At 72.5% G+C, this 16,711-nt stretch carries 17 protein-coding genes; 8 read left to right on the top strand and 9 right to left on the bottom strand.

The features are described from left to right. Both ABD106_RS14425 and ABD106_RS14420 read right to left on the bottom strand, forming a co-directional pair. Positions 1 to 204, bottom strand: a 204-nt coding sequence (locus ABD106_RS14425) for a hypothetical protein (RefSeq protein WP_343921589.1), incomplete at its 3' end; no start/stop codon positions are given. An 86-nt stretch (positions 205 to 290) separates the two neighbouring features. After that, positions 291 to 1,100, bottom strand: a complete 810-nt coding sequence (locus tag ABD106_RS14420; protein WP_343921588.1) for a DUF4397 domain-containing protein — start codon at positions 1,098 to 1,100, stop codon at positions 291 to 293. Between the two features lie 194 nt (positions 1,101 to 1,294). Between ABD106_RS14420 and ABD106_RS14415 the strand changes: the two genes are divergently transcribed. From ABD106_RS14415 to ABD106_RS14400, 4 genes are all read left to right on the top strand, one after another. Continuing rightward, complete coding sequence (locus ABD106_RS14415) at positions 1,295 to 1,891, top strand: prepilin peptidase (RefSeq protein WP_343921586.1); 597 nt, start codon at positions 1,295 to 1,297, stop codon at positions 1,889 to 1,891. A 113-nt stretch (positions 1,892 to 2,004) separates the two neighbouring features. Then, positions 2,005 to 2,919: a MetQ/NlpA family ABC transporter substrate-binding protein gene (locus ABD106_RS14410; protein ID WP_343921584.1), complete on the top strand. Its 915-nt coding sequence runs from the start codon at positions 2,005 to 2,007 to the stop codon at positions 2,917 to 2,919. Positions 2,920 to 2,969: 50 nt separating this feature from the next. Beyond that, positions 2,970 to 4,025 (top strand): methionine ABC transporter ATP-binding protein, encoded by a 1,056-nt coding sequence (locus ABD106_RS14405; RefSeq protein WP_425545761.1) that lies wholly within the window; start codon positions 2,970 to 2,972, stop codon positions 4,023 to 4,025. Further along, on the top strand, positions 4,022 to 4,681 hold the full coding sequence (locus ABD106_RS14400) for a methionine ABC transporter permease (RefSeq protein WP_343921580.1): 660 nt from the start codon (positions 4,022 to 4,024) through the stop codon (positions 4,679 to 4,681). The genes ABD106_RS14405 and ABD106_RS14400 overlap by 4 nt, the downstream gene beginning before the upstream one ends. A gap of 152 nt (positions 4,682 to 4,833) precedes the next feature. On the opposite strand, the gene ABD106_RS14395 is transcribed toward ABD106_RS14400, so the two are convergent. From ABD106_RS14395 to ABD106_RS14375, 5 genes are all read right to left on the bottom strand, one after another. After that, positions 4,834 to 5,337, bottom strand: a complete 504-nt coding sequence (locus tag ABD106_RS14395; RefSeq protein ID WP_343921578.1) for a tetratricopeptide repeat protein — start codon at positions 5,335 to 5,337, stop codon at positions 4,834 to 4,836. Continuing rightward, positions 5,334 to 7,433, bottom strand: a complete 2,100-nt coding sequence (locus ABD106_RS14390) for a prolyl oligopeptidase family serine peptidase (RefSeq protein ID WP_343921576.1) — start codon at positions 7,431 to 7,433, stop codon at positions 5,334 to 5,336. The genes ABD106_RS14395 and ABD106_RS14390 overlap by 4 nt, the downstream gene beginning before the upstream one ends. 100 nt (positions 7,434 to 7,533) lie before the next feature. Continuing rightward, a complete protein-coding gene (locus ABD106_RS14385; RefSeq protein ID WP_343921574.1) occupies positions 7,534 to 8,940 on the bottom strand; it encodes a class II fumarate hydratase in 1,407 nt (468 codons plus the stop codon). A gap of 64 nt (positions 8,941 to 9,004) precedes the next feature. Continuing rightward, positions 9,005 to 9,646 carry a DUF4245 family protein gene (locus tag ABD106_RS14380; protein ID WP_343921572.1) on the bottom strand — a complete coding sequence of 214 codons (642 nt, stop codon included), beginning with the start codon at positions 9,644 to 9,646 and terminating at the stop codon, positions 9,005 to 9,007. Beyond that, on the bottom strand, positions 9,643 to 9,909 hold the full coding sequence (locus tag ABD106_RS14375; RefSeq protein ID WP_343921570.1) for an exodeoxyribonuclease VII small subunit: 267 nt from the start codon (positions 9,907 to 9,909) through the stop codon (positions 9,643 to 9,645). Before ABD106_RS14375 ends, ABD106_RS14380 begins: the two co-directional genes overlap by 4 nt. Positions 9,910 to 10,064: 155 nt before the next feature. On the opposite strand from ABD106_RS14375, the gene argE reads away from it, so the two are divergent. Both argE and ABD106_RS14365 read left to right on the top strand, forming a co-directional pair. Continuing rightward, positions 10,065 to 11,240, top strand: coding sequence for an acetylornithine deacetylase (gene argE, locus ABD106_RS14370; protein WP_343921568.1), 1,176 nt, complete (start codon positions 10,065 to 10,067; stop codon positions 11,238 to 11,240). Then, complete coding sequence (locus ABD106_RS14365) at positions 11,237 to 12,517, top strand: MFS transporter (protein ID WP_343921566.1); 1,281 nt, start codon at positions 11,237 to 11,239, stop codon at positions 12,515 to 12,517. The genes argE and ABD106_RS14365 overlap by 4 nt, the downstream gene beginning before the upstream one ends. 66 nt (positions 12,518 to 12,583) lie before the next feature. Here the strand turns inward: ABD106_RS14365 and xseA are convergent, their stop codons facing one another. After that, positions 12,584 to 13,807 (bottom strand): exodeoxyribonuclease VII large subunit, encoded by a 1,224-nt coding sequence (gene xseA, locus ABD106_RS14360; protein ID WP_343921564.1) that lies wholly within the window; start codon positions 13,805 to 13,807, stop codon positions 12,584 to 12,586. A gap of 63 nt (positions 13,808 to 13,870) precedes the next feature. On the opposite strand from xseA, the gene ABD106_RS14355 reads away from it, so the two are divergent. After that, positions 13,871 to 14,893: a 4-hydroxy-3-methylbut-2-enyl diphosphate reductase gene (locus ABD106_RS14355; protein WP_343921627.1), complete on the top strand. Its 1,023-nt coding sequence runs from the start codon at positions 13,871 to 13,873 to the stop codon at positions 14,891 to 14,893. 57 nt (positions 14,894 to 14,950) lie between these two features. Beyond that, complete coding sequence (locus ABD106_RS14350; protein WP_343921562.1) at positions 14,951 to 15,448, top strand: hypothetical protein; 498 nt, start codon at positions 14,951 to 14,953, stop codon at positions 15,446 to 15,448. Between the two features lie 64 nt (positions 15,449 to 15,512). On the opposite strand, the gene fbaA is transcribed toward ABD106_RS14350, so the two are convergent. Then, entirely contained in the window at positions 15,513 to 16,538 is a 1,026-nt protein-coding gene (fbaA, locus tag ABD106_RS14345; protein WP_343921560.1) for a class II fructose-bisphosphate aldolase, read from the bottom strand. Positions 16,539 to 16,711: the final 173 nt, after the last annotated feature.

The following is a 16,711-nucleotide window of genomic DNA, read 5'->3' as shown; positions in this document are numbered from 1 at the left end:
CACACCGACGCCGGTCGGGACGGTGCCGGTGGTCGGTGCCGGGTCAGCAGCGGGCGCGGATGCGCTCGCGGTCGGGCCCAGGGTGGCCTCGGGTGCTGCCGTGCTCGCGTCGGTCGCCGACGCGGCGAGCTGCGTCGACGGGAGCCGCGCGAGCAGCCACGCGCCGACGGCGATCGCCATGACGGCGATCACCGCGGCGGTCACGATAGCGACGCGACCGCCGCGGGAGCGGCGCGCGGAAGGCTCCCGCCGCGCGTCGCGCGACGGGAGCCCCCGGTCCTGGCTCATGGTCAGCTGCGCTCCCGGGCGGGACGCAGGGTGCGCGTCGCGATCAGGGCGAGGCCGAGTGCGCCGGCGAGCAGCAGCGAGAAGCCGAGCGCTCGCTGGTCCTCGACGCCGCCGAGGCCGGAGGGCACGCCTGCCGGTGCGCTGTGCGCCTCGACGACCTGCACGGCGAGGGCGAGGTTGCCGTCCTCGGCGCTGCCCCACGCGGTCACGATGGTGTTCGCACCCTCAGCGAGCTCGAGGTCGGCCGGGCCGATCGCGACGGTGTCGGTGCCCGCGAGCACGACGTCGGCCGAGACGGCGCCAGCTGCGGTCTCGAGCGATGCCTCGTTCGGGTTCGTCAGCGCCTCGACGATCGCCGTGCCGCCTGCGCGGACGTCGACCGAGGGAGCCGCCGCGAGGTGGCGCACCGTGAGGCGAGCCTGGCCGGCAGCGACGGGCTCGGTGTCGTTCGCGAACGCCGAGAGCGTCGGGTCGCCGCCCTCGGTGAGGTGGGCGACGAGGGTGAGGTTGGCCGAGGCGGGCACGGCCACGTCCATCGCCTCGATGGCGGCCTCAGCCGTGTCGGGCGTGCCGCCGTCGGCGAAGACCTGGATGTCGTAGCTGCCCGCGGCGAGCATCATCGGGTCGGTGAGGGTGCCGGGCTGGAAGTCGCTGATGGCCTCTTCGCCATTGATGAACACGTCGACCGTGAGGCCGGGGACGGCGTGCAGGACCGAGACGGTCGAGTCGCCCTCCGCGGCCATGGCGGGTGCCGTGCCGAACGCCGAGAGGGCGAGAGCGGCGCCGACGCCGATCGCGAGCTTGCGCTTCATGGTGGTCTCCTAGGGTGCTGGGGCGCTGGGTGCGCCGTCTGCTCACATATCGGCGCCTGACCCCCGATCGGTTGCATCGAATTCGAAAGAATGCATCCCGGGCGTGTCGCTGCGCGCGCGGGAGGCTCGCGATGCCTGTGCCCGCCTGTGGAGAGCGACCACGGGCGGTGGTCGCGCCGGGCTACCGTGGCGCCGTGGCGAGACATGCGACGGAGGCGCTCGAGGACGCGGGCGTAGGCATGGACGGGGGCGTGAGCACGGGCGTCGCTGCTCGGCCACCGCTCGCGCTCCGGCCAAGTGACGCGCTGGGCCCGCCGCTCGGCGCGGTGGTCGCGACGCTTGCGTGGGCGGCGGGAGCCGATGCGGTCGCGCTCGTGCCGCTCGCGGTCGCCGCGGCGCTCGCGCCTGCCCTCGCGCGCATCGACGTCGCTGAGCGGCGGCTGCCGAACGCGCTCACGCTGCCGCTGCTGAGCGTCGGTGCGGTCGCCGCGGTCGTCCGGCTCGCGCAGGGCGACCTGGCGCCGCTCGCCGCGCTCGCGAGCGCGCTCGTGCTGCTCGCGATGGCGGTCGCGGGCGGCATGGGGATGGGCGATGTGAAGCTGGGCGCGGCGCTCGGCCTCGCGCTCGCGACGCTCGGCTGGGCGGCGCCGATCGCAGGACTGGGCGCATCCGTCATCGTCGGCGGCATCGCCGGGGCGGCCGCGCTCGCGCTCGGCCGGCGGACGGTGCCGTTCGGTCCGGCGCTGCTGATCGGTCATGGGGTCGCCGCTGCCGGGGCGATGCTCTCCTGATCGCAGCGATGCTGTCCCGATCGCGCGACTGTGACGATCCGTGACGCGCCGATTGGCTCGCCAACGTATCTGATACCTACCTTCGAGGAAGTCCCGCCCACGAAGGAGCCACCATGTCGCACCGCATCGCCCTCGCCCGCCCCAACCGCTCGCTCGCCACCGCCGGCGCGCTCGGTCTCGCCGCCCTGCTCGTCGGCTGCAGCGCCGCATCCGGCGCCGACGACGCGGCGCTCGGCACCGCCGAGAACCCGGTGCAGCTCGGGGTCGTCGGTGCGTCGGAGCCGTACTGGGCCACCTACGAGGCGGCGGTCGAGGCAGAGGGCATCGAGCTCGAGATCGTCGACTTCGCCGACTACAACCAGCCCAACCCGGCGACGAGCGAGGGCGAGCTCGACCTCAACCAGTTCCAGCACATCATCTACCTCGCCGACTACAACGTGAACGCGGGCGACGACCTGCAGCCCATCGGCTCCACCGCGATCTACCCGATCGGCCTCTACTCCGACAAGTACGCGTCGGCGGACGAGATCCCCGACGGCGAGACGGTCATCGTGCCCAACGACGACACGAACCAGGCGCGCGGGCTGCTCGTGCTGCAGTCGGCCGGGCTCGTGTCGCTGCAGGACGGCGGCAGCCCGTACTCGACCGTCGCCGACGTCATCGAGGAGGAGTCGCGCGTGACCGTGCAGGCCGTCGACGCCGCGATCACCGCGACGTCGCTGCCCGACGTCGCCGCGGCGATCGTGAACAACGACTTCATCGAGGACGCCGGGCTCGACCCCGAGTCGGCGATCGCGCAGGACGACCCGAGCGACCCGGCCGCGGCGCCCTACATCAACGTCTTCGCGACGCAGGCCGAGCTCGTCGACGACGAGGTGCTCAACCGCCTCGTCGAGATCTACCAGTCGAACGCCGACGTGCAGGCGGGTGCGCTCGAGGCATCGGGCGGCACCGGCCTGTTCACGGTCACGCCGAAGGCCGACCTGCAGGCGGCGCTCGCCGAGGTCGAGGCAGAGCTCCAGCAGTAGCCGAGCTGCGGATGGGCACGGGAGCAGCCCGTGCCCATCCGCGTGTCCGCATGCACCGACGGAAGGAGGACGCAGTGGCGCAGCACATCGTGCTCGACCGCGTGTCGAAGCGGTTCCCGCCCGCGAGGCGCGGCGGCGACGAGATCGTCGCGGTCGACGACGTCTCGCTCGCGATCGAGCAGGGCGAGATCTTCGGCATCATCGGCTACTCGGGAGCCGGCAAGTCGACGCTCGTGCGGCTCATCAACCAGCTCGAGCCGGTCTCTGCCGGCCGCATCACGATCGGCGACGTGCCGATCAGCGAGCTGCGCGGCAAGCGGCTGCGCGAGCAGCAGACCGGCATCGGCATGATCTTCCAGCGCTTCAACCTGCTGTCGTCGCGCACCGTCGCGGGCAACGTCGCCTACCCGCTCGAGGTGGTCGGGATGGGCCGGGCCGAGCGACGCCGTCGGGTCGAGGAGCTGCTCGAGTTCGTCGGGCTCGCGGGCCGCGCTGACGCGTATCCCGAGCAGCTCTCGGGCGGCCAGCAGCAGCGCGTGGGCATCGCCCGCGCGCTCGCCGCGAGCCCGCAGGTGCTGCTCGCCGACGAGGCGACGAGCGCGCTCGACCCCGAGACGACCGCCGAAGTGCTCGATCTGCTCGCGCGGATCAACCGCGAGCTCGGCGTCACGATCGTCGTGATCACGCACGAGATGGAGGTCATCACGCGCATCGCCGACCGCGTCGCCGTGATGGAGGCCGGCCGCGTCGTCGAGACGGGCTCGACCTACGACGTCTTCACCCGCCCGCAGACCGCGACCGCGCGACGCTTCGTGCAGACGGTCGTGCGGGCGCTCCCCGAGGGCGACGAGCTGCAGCAGCTGCGCGCGCAGCACGAGGGCCGTCTCTTCACGATCTCGTTCACCGACGCTGGAGCCTCGGAGGCGCGCGTCTTCGGCGCCCTCGCCCGCGCTGGCATCGACTTCAACCTCGTGCACGGCGGCGTCGACGACATCCAGGGCAGGGTCTACGGACTGCTCACGATCGCCGTGCGCGGCGATGCGGCGACGGTCGACGCGGCGCTCGCGCAGGTCGGCGCCGGCGTGACGGTGGAGGAGCAGCGATGAACGAGATCGTCGAGCTGCTGCCGACGCTCGCCGAGCAGACCGCGATCATGCTCGGCATCGTCGCCGTCTCGCTCGCCTTCGGTGGCATCGGCGGCCTCATCATCGGCACCGGGCTCTACGTCACGCGCACCGGCGGCGTGCTGGAGCAGCGGGCGGTCTGGTGGATCCTCAACGTGCTCGTCAACACCGTGCGCCCGATCCCGTTCATCATCCTGCTCGCGGCGGTGCAGCCGCTCGGCCGCATCGTCGTGGGCACGGGGATCGGCACCGCCTACGCGGTCTTCGCGATCTCGCTCGCCGCGACCTTCGGCATCGCCCGGATCGTCGAGCAGAACCTCGTGACGATCCCGATCGGGGTGATCGAGGCGGCGCGTGCGACGGGGGCGAGCCCGTGGCGCATCATCCGCACGGTCATCCTGCCTGAGGCGCTCGGCCCGCTCGTGCTCGGCTTCACGTTCGCGGTCATCTCGATCGTCGACATGTCGGCCGTCGCGGGCCTCGTCGGCGGGCAGGGGCTCGGCAACTGGGCGGTGACCTACGGCTACCGGCAGTTCGACGAGCTCGTCACGTGGTCGGCGCTCATCGTGGTGGTGATCGTCGTGCAGCTGATCCAGGCGCTCGGCAACGCGCTCGCGCGGCGGATCATGCGGCGCTGACCCGAGCGCTGCTGCGGTCTCGCGGTCGAGTCGGCAGCAGCACCGTGCACCTGGGTGCGACGCGCGGTCGGGCGTGTGCACGCTGTTGCGGCCTGGAGCGCCGGCGGGCAGCAACAGCGTGCACCTCGGCCGGGAGACGACCCGCGCGCTCCCTACGACGCGGGCTGCTCCGTGAGCGCGGCAGCGTAGGCGCGGATGGAGCGGTTGTAGCGGGGGAGCGTCGGCTCGAGCGCCTCGATCACGACCCGCAGCGCCTCGTCGTGCCTGCCGGCGCTGTGCAGCGCGAGCGCGAGGAAGACGCGCGGCGACGACCCGGTCGAGGGATGCTCCGGCGCGGCCTCGAGCACCGCGATCGCGTCGTCGAGGCGGCCGGTGTTGCGGAGCGTCGAGCCGTACTGCACCGCGAGCTGCGCGTGGTGCTCGGCGTCGAGGCCGAGGGCGAGCGCCCGCTCGTACTGCCGCTCCGCCTCGTGCTCCCGGCCGTGCGAGTCGAGCATGCCGGCGAGCTCGAACGCGGCCCGCCCGTCGCCGCCCGGATACGCCGCCGCGAGCGCGCGCATCCCCTCGATCGCCTCGTCGGCGGGCGTCTCGTCGAAGCGGTCCCACAGCTCGGCGACCGCGGCGCTCCACGCCGCGGTCTCCCACTCGAGGCTCACGGCTCCAGCCCGCCGCGCAGCTGGCCATCCAGACCGCCGCGCAGCTGGCCATCCAATCCCGTGTGGTGCGCCGCGAACGCGAGCTGGTCGGCGAACTCGAGCGCAGCCGCATCCTTGGGCTTGCCCATGCCGTGCCCGGCGCGCGTGTCGATCGAGAGCAGCACGGGCGCCTCCGCGCCGGCAACCTGCTGCGCCCGCTGCAGCTCGGCCGCGAACTTGAACGAGTGCGCGGGCACGACGCGGTCGTCGTGGTCGCCGGTCGTGATGAGGGTCGGCGGATGCGCGACCTCGCGCACGTTGTGGAGCGGCGAGTAGGCGCGCAGGTACGCGTGCGCCTCGGGCTCGTCGGGGTCGCCGTAGTCGCTCGCCCACGCCCACCCGATCGTGAAGCGGTGGTAGCGCAGCATGTCGAGCACGCCGACGCCCGGCAGCACCGCGGCCCAGAGCTCGGGGCGCTGCGTGAGCGCCGCCCCGGCGAGCAGGCCGCCGTTCGAGCGGCCGTGCAGCGCGAGCTGCTCGTGCGTCGTGACGCCGGTCGCGACGAGGTGCTCGGCGATCGCGAAGAGGTCGTCGAAGACCTGCTGCTTGCGCTCCTTCGTGCCGCCCTTGTGCCAATCGGAGCCGAACTCGCCGCCGCCGCGCAGGTTTGGCACGACGAGCACGCCGCCCGCGTCGACCCAGGCCGCGAGCACGGCGCGGAAGCCCGGGTTCATCGCGATGTTGAAGCCGCCGTACGCCCAGATGAGCGTGGGCCGGTGCTGGTCGCCCACATCGCCCTCGGGCCGCACGAGGAAGGCGGGCACGATCTCGCCGTCGCTCGAGGCGGTGCGGATGCGCTGCGTCACCGCGGCGGGCGCGGCCGGTCCCGGGGTCGGCAGCGTGCGGTGCGAGACGAGCCTCGCGCCGTCGACCTCGATGACGTGCCGCGTGCCGCGGTCGACGAAGCTCTCGGTGCTCACGAGCACGGTGCTCGACCGCTCGCTGGCGTCGGCGCCGGTGATCGAGATGCCGTCGCCGAGCGGCAGGATGTCGCCGAGGAGCCCGTCGAACGTGGCGAGCTGCATGCGGTGGCTCGCGTCGTGCGAGTACTCGAGCACGAGGCCGGTCGCGGTGAGCGACGCGTCGAGCAGCACGTCCTCCGGGTGCTCGGGCACGACGGTCGACTGCTCGCCGGTCGCGAGGTCGAAGGCGGCGAGCCGGTAGCGGGCGGCGCCGTCGTCGGTCACGGCGTAGAGCAGGCCCTCGCGGATGCCGACCGCGTTCCACTCCTGCTCGTGCCCCGTGACGAGCTGGCGCAGCGCATCCGGGCCGTCGTCGTGGCGGCGCACGGCGAGGTCGTTGCCGCTCGACGAGCCGGTGTCGGTCGAGAGCACGAACCACTCGTCGTCGCGCGGCCAGTGGCGCGCGAACATGCGCGGCGCATCCGGCATCGAGAACAGCACGGCGTCGTCGGCCACGTCGGCGCCGACCTCGTGGCGCATGAGGCGACCCGCGCCCATCTCGTCGGTGAGCGCGTCGCCGGTCGGCGCGTCGTACGCCCAGTAGCTGAACGCGCGGTCGCCGGGCAGCCAGACCGCGCTGTTCCACTTCGTCCAGGCGATCTCGTCGCCCACGTCGTCGCCCGTCGCGACGTCGCGGATGCGGATGGTGCGCCAGTCGGAGCCGCCGTCGGCCGCGCCGTAGGCGAGCAGCGCACCGTCGGGGGAGACGCTCGCCATCGTGACGGCGACCGTGCCGTCGCTCGAGAGCGCGTTCGGGTCGAGCAGCACGCGCGGCTCGGCGTCGAGTCCGTCGACGGAGTCAGCGGTGACGAGCACGGGCTGGTTCTGGCCGTCGCTGTGCCACGCGAACGCGCGGCCGCCCCGCACCCACGGGCAGCCGCGGGTCGGGGCGGTCAGCAGCGCCGTGACGCGCTCGCGGAACGCCGCGCGGGCGGGCAGCGCCGCGAGCATCGGCTCGGCGAACGCGTTCTGCGCCTCGATGAAGGCGCGCGTCTCGGCCGATTCGCCGTCCTCGAGCCAGCGGTACGGGTCGGCGATCGCCTCCCCGTGCACGGTCTCAACGGTGTCGTCTCGTCTCACGTCGGGGTAGCGCATCCGCCAACCCTACGACGGCGAACTCCCCCGAATCGCGGGTCTCGGCGGTCGAGACCCGCGGTTCGGGAAGTTCGGCGATCGAGCCGGGAGAAGCGCGCGGCTACTTCGCGACGCCCGGGTGGGTCATCGAGAGCAGGTCGAGCGCCTTGTCCATGTCGGCCTCCGACAGCTCGCCGCGCTCGACGTAGCCGAGGTCGATGACGGCCTCGCGCACGGTGATGCCCTGCTTGACGGAGTGCTTCGCGATCTTCGCGGCGGCCTCGTAGCCGATGAGGCGGTTGAGCGGCGTCACGATCGACGGGCTCATGCCCGCGAGGGCCGCGGCGCGCTCGATGTCGGCCTCGAGCCCCGCGACGGTCTTGTCGGCGAGCACGCGCGAGGCGTTCGACAGCAGCCGGATCGACTCGAGCAGCGCCGTGCCCATGACGGGGATCTGCACGTTGAGCTCGAACGAGCCCGAGGCGCCGGCCCACGCGACCGTCGCGTCGTTGCCGATGATGCGCGCGCACACCATGAGCACGGCCTCCGGCACGACGGGGTTGACCTTGCCCGGCATGATCGACGAGCCCGGCTGCAGGTCGGGGATGCGCAGCTCGCCGATGCCGGTGTTGGGGCCGGAGCCCATCCACCGCAGGTCGTTGTTGATCTTCGTGAGCGAGACGGCGATGGTGCGGAGCGCCCCGGATGCCTCGACGAGGCCGTCGCGGTTGGCCTGCGCCTCGAAGTGGTTGCGCGCCTCGGTGATCGGCAGCCCGCTCGACGCGGCGATCTCGGCGATGACCTGCTCGGGGAAGCCGAGCGGCGTGTTGATGCCCGTGCCGACGGCCGTGCCGCCCTGCGGCACCTCGGCGACGCGGGGGAGCGCCGCCTCGATGCGCTCGATGCCGTAGCGGATCTGCGCCGCGTAGCCGCCGAACTCCTGGCCGAGGGTGACGGGCGTCGCGTCCATGAGGTGCGTGCGGCCCGGCTTCACCGCATCCGCCCACAGCGTCGCCTTCTCTTCGAGCGCCTCGGCGAGGTGCGAGAGCGCCGGGATGGCTTGCTCGATGAGCGCGCCCGTGACGGCGATGTGCACCGAGGTGGGGAACACGTCGTTCGACGACTGCGAGGCGTTGACGTGGTCGTTCGGGTGCACAGCGCTGCCGCGGTGGCGCGTCGCGAGCGTCGCGAGCACCTCGTTCATGTTCATGTTCGACGAGGTGCCGGAGCCGGTCTGGTAGGTGTCGACCGGGAACTGGTCGTGGTGGGCGCCGCCGATGACCTCGTCGGCCGCCGCGACGATCGCGTCGGCGACGTCGGCCTCGAGGATGCCGAGCTCGCGGTTGGCGATCGCCGCCGCGCGCTTGATGCGCGCGAGCGCGACGATCTGCGCGGGCTCGAGGCCGGAGCCAGAGATCGGGAAGTTCTCGACCGCGCGCTGCGTCTGCGCGGCGTACAGCGCGTCCTTGGGGACGCGCACCTCGCCCATCGTGTCGTGCTCGATGCGGTACTGATCCTGCGCGTTCACGTCGTCGTGCCTCCGGTGTCGTGGTCGTGCCCTCGGTGCTGGGGCCCGCTGTGGTGGGTGTGGGTCATTCCGCGGCCGCGAGCTCGGCGCTCACGGCCTCGGCGAAGATCTGCAGCTCGGCGTCGCCCGCGGTGCCGGCGACGACGACGGTGGATGCGCCCACCTCGGTCGTCAGGACGTACGCGAGGTTGCCGGGGTCCTCGGCGGCGCGCTGGTCGTGCTCGGCCCAGGTGATGCCGTCGATCGTGCGCTCGCCCGTCTGCGGCGCGCCCTCGATCGCGGTGGCGAGCCACGTGGGGTTCGCGTCGATGGCCTGGGTGAAGGAGAGGAACTGCGGCTGCGGGTCGCCGGGGGTGACGAAGCCCGCGTACCAGGTGGTGACGCCGTCGGCGCCGCCGCGCACCTCGGCGACGTTGGCGGCCCATCCCTCTGGCAGGTCGGGCGAGACGAGCGGCGCGTCGATCGTGCGCTGCGCCGAGGCTGCGGCCGCGGCGACGTCGATCGGCTCGCGCTCCGGGATGCCGGGCCGCACGACGACGAGCACCATCACGAGCACGAGCCCGAGGCACACGACGAGGGCGGCGATGAGGTTCGTGAACGTCTGGTTGTCGCGGTGGCGCCTCGAGGCGGCCGCCTTGCGCGCGGCCGTCTCCTCCGGCGTCTCCGGGCGACCGAGCTCGGCGACGATGCGGCGATCGCGGCTCATGCCTGGTCGGCCCCCGCGGCCGTCGTGCCCGGCGTCGCGGCGCGAGCCGCGTCGAGCCGCGCCTTCGCGCCCTGCAGCCACTCCTCGCAGCGGTCGGCGAGCGCGTTGCCGCGCTCCCAGAGCGCGAGCGACTCCTCGAGCGACGCGCCACCCGACTCGAGCGCGTGCACGACGCGCACGAGCTCGTCGCGCGCGGCCTCGTAGCCGAGCTCGACGACGGGCACGAGGTCGGCGGCCGGCGCCGCGGAGTCGGGGGTGGTCACCCGGTCAGTCTATCGCGGCGGGCGCGGGACCGGGTGGGGCCGCGTGTACCCCGACCGGCGTGATGGCCGTGCCACAATCGCTGTCTGACATCCGTCGATCGTGAGGACCCGCTGTGTTCGGACCCCCTGTGCCCACCGCTCCGTCCGACCACTCCATGGCCGACACCACCATGGCCGAGATCCAGTCGCTCATCGGCTTCGACACCACGAGCCGCGACTCGAACCTGCCGCTCATCGACCACGTCGTCGAGCGGCTCGCCGAGGTCGGCGTCGAGCCGGTGCTCCTGCCCAACGCCGAGGGCACGAAGGCCAACCTGCTCGCGACGTTCCCCGCGGCCGACGGCACCGTCACCGGCGGCGTCGTGCTCTCGGCCCACACCGACGTCGTGCCGGTCGACGGCCAGGTGTGGAGCAGCGAGCCGTTCGCGCCCGAGATCCGCGACGGGCGCCTCTACGCGCGCGGCAGCGCCGACATGAAGTCGTTCCTCGGCGTCGTCGTGGCGAAGCTGCCGCAGCTCGCAGCGGCGCGGCTCGCCGAGCCCATCCACCTCGCGCTCTCGTACGACGAGGAGGTCGGATGCGTCGGCGCGATCGACCTCGTCGACGAGATCGTGCGGCGCGGCCTCGCCCCGCGCGGCTGCATCGTCGGCGAGCCGACGAGCATGCGCATCGTGCGCGGCCACAAGTCGATGAACGTGTTCCGGGTCGACGTGCGCGGCCTCGCCGCGCACTCCTCGCTCACGCCGCAGGGCGTCAACGCCATCGAGCACGCGGCCGAGCTCGTGCGCTTCGTGCACGGCATCGCCGACGAGATGCGCGTCGAGGGACCCTTCGACGAGGCCTACGTCGTCCCGTTCACGACCGTGAGCGTCAACCGCATCGAGGGCGGCATCGCGGTGAACACCATCCCGGCAGCGTGCACCGTGCAGTTCGAGTTCCGCGCGCTCACGACGGTCGACCACGAGGCGCTCGTCGAGCGGTTCCGCGCCGAGTGCCGGCGCATCGAGGCCGCGATGCGCGAGCAGCACCCCGGCGCGAGCGTCGAGCTCACGACCACCGCCGCCGCGCCCGGCGTCGACACGCCCGCCGACGCCGACATCGTCGCGATGGCCGCGGCGTGGGGCGCCGAACCGAGCGACATGAAGGTGACGTACGGCACCGAGGCAGGGCTGTTCGCGCAGGCCGGCATCCCCACGGTCGTGTGCGGCCCCGGCGACATCGCGCAGGCGCACGCCCCCGACGAGTTCATCGACCTCGCGCAGATCGCGCGGTGCGAGGCCTTCATCGACCGGCTGATCGCCGGCCTCTCGACCACCGAGGAGTCAGCATGACGACCGCAGCACCCACGACCGAGGTGACGCCCGAGCGGCTCGCCGCCGCCAAGAAGGCGGTGATCTCGAGCTCGATCGGCGCCGCCCTCGAGTGGTTCGACATCATCGTCTACGCGTCGTTCGCGGTCGTCATCACCGCGAACTTCTTCCCCGACGCGGGCGAGTACGGCCTCATCTACACGTTCGCGACCTTCGCGACCACCTACCTCATCCGCCCGCTCGGCGGCATGATCCTCGGCAGCTGGGCCGATCGCAGGGGCCGCAAGAACGCCCTCACGCTCACGCTGCTGCTCATGATGGTCGGCACGCTGCTCATGGCGGTCGCGCCCACCTACGCGATGGTCGGCGTCTGGGGCGGCGTCATCATCCTGCTGTCGCGGCTCATCCAGGGCTTCTCCGCGGGCGGCGAGTTCGGCACCGCGACGACGTTCCTCATCGAGACGGCGCCGCACAAGAAGATGTTCTACGCGTCGTGGCAGATCGCGGCGCAGGGCGCCTCGATGCTGCTCGCGTCGGCCTTCGGCTTCGCGCTCAACACGTGGCTCTCGGAGGAGGACCTCTACGCGTGGGGCTGGCGCGTGCCGTTCTTCGTCGGCCTGCTCATCGGCCCGGTCGGCCTCTACATCCGCGCGCGGCTCGCCGAGCCCGACGAGCTCGGCGTCACCGAGCGCCGGAAGTCGCCGCTCGGCACGCTCTTCCGCGAGCACTGGGGCCGCCTGCTCGCGGGCTCCGCGATCATCGGCGTCGCGACGATCTCGGTCTACATGATCCTGTACATGCCGACCTTTGCCGTCACGAACCTCGACATCCCGCCGATCGCCGCGTACCTCGGCGGCGTCGTCGCCGGCACGATCACGGTGTTCGCCTCGCCCTGGGTCGGGCACCTCGCCGACCGCTTCGGGCCGGCGCGCATCATGACCTACGCGGCGGTGGCGGCGCTCCTGCTCGCGTGGCCGATCTTCCAGCTCATCGTGACGCTGCGCAGCGTCGTGGCGCTCGTGATCGCGATCGCGCTGCTCGGCGTCATCATGGCGTTCTACTTCGCCCCGCTGCCGGGCCTGCTCTCGTCGATGTTCCCCGCCGGCATCCGCGGCTCCGGCCTGTCGGTGACGTACAACGTGGGCGTCACGCTGCTGGGCGGCATCGCGCCGCTCGTGCTCACGTGGCTGCTCCAGGTCACCGGCTCGCTCAACGCGCCGAGCCTCTACTACATGGCGATCGCGGTGCTCTCGCTCGTCGGCCTGTACTTCGTGCGGAAGCGCTACCTGCAGCGCTGACCGCGTGCTCGACGACGCCCCGGCCGCTGCTCGCGACCGGGGCGTCGCGCAGTCGCGCCGCGGCCGTCAGCGCTCGGGATGCGCCGCGCGCACGTCGGCGTCGAGCGTGCCGCTCGCGAGCGTCACGAGCAGGGCGTCGCCCGCCGAGAGCGCGGCGGCGTCGCGCGCGACCGAGCCCGACGCGGTCTGCACGACGGCGTAGCCGCGGTCGAGCGTCGACTGCGGGCTGAGTGCGCGCAGCGTCTGCCGCAAGTGGTCGAGCCGCTGGCCGCCGAGCTCGACGACGCGCGCCGCGAGCTCGTCGGCGCGAGCCGTGAGCCGCGCGAGGTCCTCGGCGCGGGAGTCGAGCATCGACTCGGGTCGTGCGAGCGCCGGCCGCGTGCGCACCGCCTCGAGCCGGTCCGTCTCTCGCGCGACGTGCTGCGTCACCCTCGCGCGCAGCTGCGCGCGCGCCTGCGCGATGCGGGAGAGCTCCTCCGCGACGTCGGGCACGACGCGCTTCGCCGCATCCGTCGGGGTGGATGCGCGGAGGTCGGCGACGTCGTCGAGCAGCGGCCGGTCGGCCTCGTGCCCGATCGCCGAGACGATCGGCGTCGTCGCCGCCGCGACGGCGCGGACGAGCCGCTCGTCGCTGAAGCCCAGCAGGTTCTGGAAGTCGCCGCCGCCGCGCGCGATCACGATGACCTCGACCTCGGGGTCGGCCTCGAGCCGCTCGAGCGCCGCGAGCACCGTCGGCACCGTCTGGTCGCCCTGCACCGCCGCGTGCTCGACGCGGAACCGCACGCCGGGCCAGCGCAGCTGGGCGTTGCGCAGCACATCCTTCTCGGCATCCGAGTCGCGGCCGGTGATGAGGCCGACGGTGCCGGGCAGGAAGGGGAGCGGGCGCTTGCGCGCGGCGTCGAAGAGCCCCTCGGCGGCGAGCGAGCGCCGCAGCTGCTCGAGCCGCGCGAGCAGGTCGCCGAGCCCGACGTGGCGGATCTGCGCCGTCACCATCGAGAGGGTGCCGGCGCGCGGCCAGTAGTCGGGCTTCACGAGCAGCACGGCGCGGTCGCCCTGCTTGAACTCGCCCTCGATGCGCGAGAGCGTCGAGCTCCAGACGTTGAAGGAGACGGTCGCGTCGCTCGAGACGTCCTTGAGCTTGCCGAAGACGTTGCCGCGCGAGGCGGACCACTGGGTGATCTCGCCCTCCACCCACAGGTGGCCGAGCCGGCCGATGTACGACTTCAGCTCGCCGCCGAGGCGCTCGACGCTCCACGGCTCGTCGGGCGTTCCCGTGATGCGCTCCGCCATGCCGCTCCTGTCCGGCCGCTGGGGGCGGCGCGTCGCAGTCCAACGTAGACTGGACGGGTGACGATCACGAACGGAAGGGTCCCGCTCGACGCCCCGCGTCCAGCACTCCGCCGGGGTCGGCTCCAGGACCTCCCCGTCGAGGGCGGCAAGCACATCCTGCTCGCGACGCCGCGCGGCTACTGCGCGGGCGTCGACCGAGCGGTGCTCGCGGTCGAGAAGGCGCTCGAGCAGTACGAGGGCCCCATCTACGTGCGCAAGGAGATCGTGCACAACAAGCACGTCGTCTCGACGCTCGAGGAGCAGGGCGCCATCTTCGTCGACGAGGTGGAGGCGGTGCCCGAGGGCGCGCGCGTCATCTTCAGCGCGCACGGGGTGAGCCCGGCCGTCGTGCAAGCGGCCGCCGACCGCGGTCTCGACGCGATCGACGCGACGTGCCCGCTCGTGACGAAGGTGCACCGGGAGGCCGTGCGCTTCGCGCGCGACGACTTCGAGATCCTGCTCGTCGGCCACGAGGGCCACGAGGAGGTCGAGGGCACCGCGGGCCACGCGCCCGATCGCGTGACGATCGTCAACAACCCCGACGAGGCCGACACCGTGCAGGTGCAGAACCCCGACCGGCTCGTGTGGCTCAGCCAGACGACCCTCTCGGTCGACGAGACGATGGAGACGGTGCGGCGGCTGCGCGCGCGCTTCCCCAACCTGCAGGACCCGCCGAGCGACGACATCTGCTACGCGACGCAGAACCGCCAGGTCGCCATCAAGAAGGTCGCGCCCGAGTCGGATCTCGTCATCATCGTCGGCAGCGCGAACTCCTCGAACTCGGTGCGCCTCGTCGAGGTCGCGCTCGAGTACGGCGCGAAGGCCGCCTATCGCGTGGACTACTCCACCGAGATCCAGCAGGAGTGGCTCGAGGGCGTCCGGTCGATCGGCGTCTCGAGCGGCGCGAGCGTGCCCGAGGGCCTCGTGCGCGAGGTGCTCGCGGAGCTCGAGGATGCCGGCTACCGCGACATCCGCGAGGTGCGCACGGCCGAGGAGGACCTGATCTTCTCGCTGCCCAAGGAGCTGCGCCCCAGCCGCAACCGCTGAGGCCGCGGCGCTCGCGCCTCCTGGCGCGCTCCCAGCGCCCGTCGATACGCTCGCGGCATGACTGATCAGCTTCGAGACGGAGACAGCGTCCAGGCGACCGCGGCAGGAGCCGTCGACGACGGTGCCGGCGGCATCGCACCCGAGGGCGTCGACGCCGTCCGCCAGGCGGACGCGATCGACGTCGACCAGGTCGACGACGAGGAGGGCGCGCTCGGCGCGATCTCGACGACCCCGGTCGATGGCGGCGCGGACGCCGACACCGGCGACGGATGGGCGGAGCAGATGGCCGACGGCGAGGACTTCGACGAGTCGATGGGCGAGAGCTCGGACGACGACCGCGTGCTCGCGACCGATGAGCTCGACGAGATCGACGACGACGACGCTCCCGAGGGCGCCGAGGCGCGCGACGAGGAGTTCGAGGGTGACGACCCCGCCGACATCCCCGACGAGCACGGCGGCACGCAGGCGGGCGTCGACACCGACGACAACGGCGTCGACGACACGACCCTCCCCGAGGGCACCGACAGCATCGTCGACGACTCCGACTGGGAGTGATCGAGGGAGCACGAAGCGCCCCTCCGCTGAGCAGTGCAGGCGGAGGGGCGCTTCGTCGTCGCTGCTACTTGCTGGACCAGCCCGCCGAGCCGAGCTGCTGCGTCGCCGAGACGACGCGCGCGGCCATCGCCGACTCCGCGGCCTTGCCCCACGAGCGCGGGTCGTAGACCTTCTTGTTGCCGACCTCGCCGTCGATCTTCAGCACGCCCTCGTAGCCGCCGAACATGCTGCCGGCGACGGAGCGCGTGTAGGCGTACTGCGTGTCGGTGTCGATGTTCATCTTGATGACGCCGTTGCGCACCGCCTCGGCGATCTCCTCGTCGCTCGAGCCGGAGCCGCCGTGGAAGACGAGGTCGAGCGGCTTCGCGCCGGTGCCGTACTTCGCGGCGATGCCCGCCTGGATCTCACCGAGCAGCTCGGGGCGCAGCTTCACGTTGCCGGGCTTGTAGACGCCGTGCACGTTGCCGAAGGTCAGCGCCGCCATGTAGCGGCCGTGCTCGCCGAGCCCGAGCGCCTCGACGGTCGCGATCGCGTCGTCGAGCGTCGTGTAGAGCTGGTCGTTGATCTCGTGGCTCACGCCGTCCTCCTCGCCGCCGACGACGCCGATCTCGACCTCGAGCACCTGGCCGAGCGCGTGCGTGCGGGGGAGGATCTGCTTCGCGATCTCGAGGTTCTCCTCGAGCGGCACGGCCGAGCCGTCCCACATGTGCGACTGGAAGAGCGGTGCGCGACCGGCCCGCACCTCCTCCTCGCTCGCGTCGAGCAGCGGGAAGACGAAGCCGTCGAGCGCGTCCTTCGGGCAGTGGTCGGTGTGCAGCGCGACCGTGATCGGGTACGCCTTCGCGACCTCGGCGGCGAAGCGCGCGAAGGCGATCGCACCGCCAGCGCGGTTCTTGACGCTCTGGCCGGCGAAGAAGTCGGCGCCGCCGGTCGTGACCTGGATGATGCCGTCCGAGCCGGCCTCCGCGAGGCCCTGCAGCACGGCGTTGATCGTCGACGATGACGACACGTTGATGGCGGGGTAGGCGAAGCCGTTCTGCTTGGCCTTGTCGAGCATCGCTGCGTACTGCTCGGTGGTTGCGACGGGCATGTCGTGGCTCCTGACTCGTCTGGTCGCGGGCCTCGAGGCACGGGCCGCGCGGGATCGCCCTCAGTCTAGGTCGGCGGGGGTGCGGACCCCGGGGCGGATGCGCAGGGTGGCACCGGAACCCGACTTCCTATAGGATTTCTGCACGTGCCAGCCCCACCCGGGGTTCCTACCCG

Origin of the sequence: Agrococcus citreus, assembly GCF_039527715.1 — a bacterium.
Lineage (GTDB): Bacteria > Actinomycetota > Actinomycetes > Actinomycetales > Microbacteriaceae > Agrococcus > Agrococcus citreus.
Note: the sequence above shows the minus strand (reverse complement) of the source record. Positions and strands in the feature narration are given on the sequence as shown.

Coding starts and splice junctions, on each gene's coding strand:
- ABD106_RS14410 (WP_343921584.1), top strand. CDS start 2,005: ATGTCGCACCGCATCGCCCTCGCCCGCCCCAACCGCTCGCTCGCCACC.
- ABD106_RS14420 (WP_343921588.1), bottom strand. CDS start 1,100: ATGAAGCGCAAGCTCGCGATCGGCGTCGGCGCCGCTCTCGCCCTCTCG.
- fbaA (WP_343921560.1), bottom strand. CDS start 16,538: ATGCCCGTCGCAACCACCGAGCAGTACGCAGCGATGCTCGACAAGGCC.
- ABD106_RS14365 (WP_343921566.1), top strand. CDS start 11,237: ATGACGACCGCAGCACCCACGACCGAGGTGACGCCCGAGCGGCTCGCC.
- argE (WP_343921568.1), top strand. CDS start 10,065: ATGGCCGACACCACCATGGCCGAGATCCAGTCGCTCATCGGCTTCGAC.
- ABD106_RS14400 (WP_343921580.1), top strand. CDS start 4,022: ATGAACGAGATCGTCGAGCTGCTGCCGACGCTCGCCGAGCAGACCGCG.
- ABD106_RS14350 (WP_343921562.1), top strand. CDS start 14,951: ATGACTGATCAGCTTCGAGACGGAGACAGCGTCCAGGCGACCGCGGCA.
- ABD106_RS14390 (WP_343921576.1), bottom strand. CDS start 7,433: ATGCGCTACCCCGACGTGAGACGAGACGACACCGTTGAGACCGTGCAC.
- ABD106_RS14405 (WP_425545761.1), top strand. CDS start 2,970: ATGCACCGACGGAAGGAGGACGCAGTGGCGCAGCACATCGTGCTCGAC.
- ABD106_RS14380 (WP_343921572.1), bottom strand. CDS start 9,646: ATGAGCCGCGATCGCCGCATCGTCGCCGAGCTCGGTCGCCCGGAGACG.
- xseA (WP_343921564.1), bottom strand. CDS start 13,807: ATGGCGGAGCGCATCACGGGAACGCCCGACGAGCCGTGGAGCGTCGAG.